This is a genomic window from Johannesbaptistia floridana (genome assembly GCF_057440575.1).
In genome coordinates, this window is the sequence record NZ_JALKVM010000021.1 from 1 (window position 1) to 4,403 (window position 4,403).

3 protein-coding genes are annotated in these 4,403 nt (G+C 33.1%); all 3 read right to left on the reverse strand.

What is annotated here, in order from left to right:
* Positions 1 to 818: 818 nt before the first annotated feature.
* Positions 819 to 1,679 (reverse strand): tellurite resistance TerB family protein, encoded by an 861-nt coding sequence (locus MW688_RS01410; protein ID WP_486734121.1) that lies wholly within the window; start codon positions 1,677 to 1,679, stop codon positions 819 to 821.
* Positions 1,680 to 1,696: 17 nt separating this feature from the next.
* Positions 1,697 to 2,758 (reverse strand): lipase family protein, encoded by a 1,062-nt coding sequence (locus tag MW688_RS01415; RefSeq protein ID WP_486734122.1) that lies wholly within the window; start codon positions 2,756 to 2,758, stop codon positions 1,697 to 1,699.
* 116 nt (positions 2,759 to 2,874) lie between these two features.
* Positions 2,875 to 4,209 carry a BamA/TamA family outer membrane protein gene (locus tag MW688_RS01420; RefSeq protein WP_486734123.1) on the reverse strand — a complete coding sequence of 445 codons (1,335 nt, stop codon included), beginning with the start codon at positions 4,207 to 4,209 and terminating at the stop codon, positions 2,875 to 2,877.
* Between the last annotated feature and the right edge of the window lie 194 nt (positions 4,210 to 4,403).

The window sequence follows — 4,403 nt, forward strand, 5'->3', positions numbered from 1 at the left end:
TATAAAAGTAGTTGTAATTGTAGAGTGTGTTAGGGCGAAGCCCGTAACGCACCACATTATGTCAGGATTTCCTGATAATATTAAGTTCGTTTAATTTATGACAATACATTGTTTCAGTTATAATATCTGCCTTGCTGACTTAGCCAAAGCACGCAAGTGCAAAAGTACTAAATAGGCCAACAGGCGAGAATCAATTTTTAAAATCCCCATCTATGCCGACCTCCTGCCTCCTGCCTCCTTTTAAGGGGTTAGAATCAATTCTTTAACTCATTACTTCAATACTTCAAAACTTCAAGATTCATCCACAAGTAAATGAGTGATAAAGATGCAAGGGTCTGAGTTGAGGTTACTCTACCTTTCAATTTCAAATGCGATCGCCAAATTCTTGTTTTATTTGCGTCAGTTATATATCCATATAAATAAGTAATGAGTTAATTGTGCCTTTCCTCTTTCCTTGGCTCATATCAAAGCACCAAAACAAAAGTACAGAAATTGGCCGACAAGGGAGAATCAATTTTTAAGCGCGATCGCATTAATTCTTTAACTCATTACTTAAAGACGTAAAGACTTCAAAACTCATTACTCATTATGGTGTGTTAGGGCGAAGCCCGTAACGCACCACATTATGTCAGGATTTCCTGATAATATCAAGTCCGTTTAATTTATGACAATACATTGTTTCAGTACTCATTACTCAAATAATTACTTCAAAACTTCTTACTCGTTACTCATTACTCATTACTCATTACTCAACCACAACCAGTAACTTTGGGTAAAGATGCAAGATCTGAGCTTATGAGGAGTTTGGATAGTAGAAGTTAATTTTTTCTTCTAATAAATTTCCCTTCTTTTTGTGCTTTTAAAAAAGCCTGTTTCAATGAATTTGTAGTTGATTGACGACCATTGAGATAGTATTGATGCGTAATATGACCTAAAGTCCAAGTTAAAGTAAATAAAAAAATAGGTAGGGCAAATTTGTTGACTACAGGTAAGTATAAGCCGACTAAGAAAATAATTAGCCAAGTTAGTAGAGAAATTATCACAGCGGCAAAAGTACTAAAAATACTAGTAATTATAGTAATAAAATCTTGTCCTTTAGGATAACTCCATCTATGTCCTATATCTCGAATCATTTTTAAAATAAAAATACAGGCGATGGTGATTCTAATTTCCATTGTATTAGGAATAAAACCAAATCCTAAAATAGAAATGCCCAAGGCATAGTCAAAAATTAAACCTCTAATCTTGTTAGTTGATATTAACTGTTCTCCAATGACCTCAAAAAAATAATCAGGAGATTGCATAACTAATTCTTCTAAATACTGTGATTCATCTAGAGAAGAATTATTAGAAACAATTTGAAATTTTTGAGCCATTTGGGACAATATTTTTGCTTGCTCCTCATCAATTTCATCAATTTCTGCTAATTGATAAGCTAGATCATAAACATAGTTCTGAATTTTAGGTGTAACTATTTGAGGTAAAATTTTCTCGATATTAATATTTTCATTTAAAATTTGTTCAAAGGTTAACTGTTCAGGTAGATGAGAAACTTCTTTAACTTTTTGCCAAGCTTCTGATAAGATTTTTTCTTCTGCTTGATCCAATTTTCCATCAGTTTTGGCAATATAAACTAACAATCTTAAACTAGCTATGATCTCTTTTATATCAAATTCCATGTTTTGTCGATAAAAATTTAAGGTAAGTTAAAAGGTACAGAAACAGGTTCAGATATAATACCTCTTGTTTCTACCTCTCGGTCAATAGCTTCTATATAAACTGTTAACTGGTGATTGAGACTTAAATCTTGAGTCTGATAGAAAAAAGATATATCTTCTCCTAAATGTAAATAAAAATTATTATTAATTTCTATTGGAGGTAGCAACCAGGTAGAGTCTGCTTGATTAAAAATACGATAAGTATTAGGAATTAATTCGCTATAAAACTTGGCAAATTGGGGATCGGCTACTCGGGGCGAACCATAGGTATAAACGAACGTATGTTCTCGCAATTGATTAAAGTGTAATACTAAATCAAGACTTGCTAATATACAAATCGCTCCACCTAAACTGTGACCTGCTATATAACAAGGAATATTTAAGTCTAGTTGTTGAACTCCACTCCGCACAACTTTCTGTAAATATTTACGGTAAAGATAGTTAAAACCATAATGAACTTTACCCGCTTCTAACTGAGTAGGTATATAATATGTTTGTTTCGTTAGTACATTTGCCACCCATTCCTTAAGCTCTTGAGTACCTCTAAATATCACAATATTTTTATCAGGTGATTTAAGTATAAAACCACAATAAATGAAATTAGTCTTAGGAACAGAATTTTTTTGAGTAACTCTTTCTAATAATGTTTTAATTATAGAAGAACGCTGCTTCAAAAAATTAAAACTAGTAACTTGTTCATATTCTTCAAGTTCTGAAAAGTAACTAGGAAGGGATGTAATTGAACCATCATAGTTAGGGTCTACAATTCCCCGCAGATATTGTTCTGTTGCTAAGCGACAACAACGCGCCAAAATTTTTGACATAGAACGGTTGTAAGGAATCACGGGTGATTTTAACTCAAACTTTTTTTGAAGTTCACGAACTTGTTCAAGAGAAGTATCACCACTATACAAAAGTCCATTATCCTGACTATTTTGGATGTCTTCTAGTTCAGGATTAAAATAAGAAGTACCAATTGATATACCCGTACCTGTAATAAATCCACCCCATAAAATCTGACGACGACTGAACTTAGCCATAAAAAATTGCTTTGAATAATAATCTATATATTAAATTGTACAGGAAGAGAATAATTACAAAAAATTCCAAAACAAGAAATTTAACAAATAAGCTTATATTTCTAATACTACTAGGTTTAATACTTGTCTCCAGGTATAAAAATAAACTGAAAATCACCCATATCATTTAAAGCGGTTTCTAAACGAAATAAACCAAAGGAAGTATGCAAGTTCAAACCCAAACCATAACCAAAACCTTGTCCAGGTTTATCCCTAACTACTGCGGGGTCACCAATTACTTGACTAGCAGTACCAAAATCAGTAGCATAATCAAAGTAGGCACTAGCTCTTAAATCAAAATCTTGCTTAAAAGCTTGAAAAACAACAACAGGGATTCGATACTCAGCAGTTAACTGCATAAAACTACTGCTAGTACTAATTTCACCTTGCTGATAGCCTCTGACTGAATAGGGACCACCAGTGTTATAAGCTTGATAAGGTGCTACGTCACCAATCGTTGTACCCAATTGTAAATCTAAAATCAAAGTATCCAATCTCTCCTGACGATCTAGTAATTTTAGAGGGATATACTGAGTGAATTGAGTATTAAAACGACTAAAAAGAATATTCGCTTTACCAACAGGAATAGATTGGTCTATGCCGAACTTGATTTGAGTTCCTTTTGTGGGTATTTTTAAATCATTTAAATTAGAAAAGAATAATACTAAGTTAATACTTAGTAAATCATCTTGTCCATCACCACTAACTGTTAATTGATTACCAAATTCGTCCACAGGTTGTAACGAAGAACTAAAAATACTATCCCTCATCGATATTTTTTGGTAATTTACCCCAAAAGCACTGGCTAATTTCGGTGTAATTAACTGCAAGTATTCTACCCCAAAACCTGTTCTATGTTCCCATGGATCATCGCCATTAGGTAAATAAGTAGGATTTTCTCCTCTTAAAAAAGCTGGATTAATTCCTCTACTGTTAAATATATTAGTAGAAAAAGCCCCATTAGATTTATCAAGAAGATACGTGTAACCTACATCGAAACCTAAGCCTTCACCTCCTAAGTCTCCTACTAATTCAGCGCCAATTAGATGATTATCATTTATTCTCTGTCCAAGATAAGCAACAATCGGAAAACTTAGGGAAATCTGAGAATTTTTCAAAACAACCCTTTGACGAGTTGCCCCTTGTAAAGCACTTATTCTCGGAAATAATCTGCCAAAACCAAAAAAGAACCCTTTAGACGTATCACCAACTACAGGAAAGACAAATTGTGTAGGATCGCTAATGAAAAAGGCATCCCCTGACTCAGTTTCAGTTACTTCTTCATTTTCTAATATTTGTTCTTCGGTTAGTAGTAAATCTTGTGCTTGGGTAGAAAATGTTCTTTCTTCAGCTAATCCTTTGATACTGATTAAAGATGTTAGTATAGTTAGCAGAATAGATAATTTATACATTAGTTATATTTGTATATAAATTTAAGTTGATTTAATTAAAAGTAAATAAATTTGCTACTCACTCTTGAGTATATCCTAAAAAACTAGATTGAGAGCAATATTTATTCCTTAAAATGAATTTTTCCTGAGTAGTAGGGGCGCAAGGCTTGCGCCCTTGTTTGGCAAGGCTTGCGCCCTTGTTTGGCAAGGCTTGC

Coding starts and splice junctions, on each gene's coding strand:
- MW688_RS01410 (WP_486734121.1), bottom strand. CDS start 1,679: ATGGAATTTGATATAAAAGAGATCATAGCTAGTTTAAGATTGTTAGTT.
- MW688_RS01415 (WP_486734122.1), bottom strand. CDS start 2,758: ATGGCTAAGTTCAGTCGTCGTCAGATTTTATGGGGTGGATTTATTACA.
- MW688_RS01420 (WP_486734123.1), bottom strand. CDS start 4,209: ATGTATAAATTATCTATTCTGCTAACTATACTAACATCTTTAATCAGT.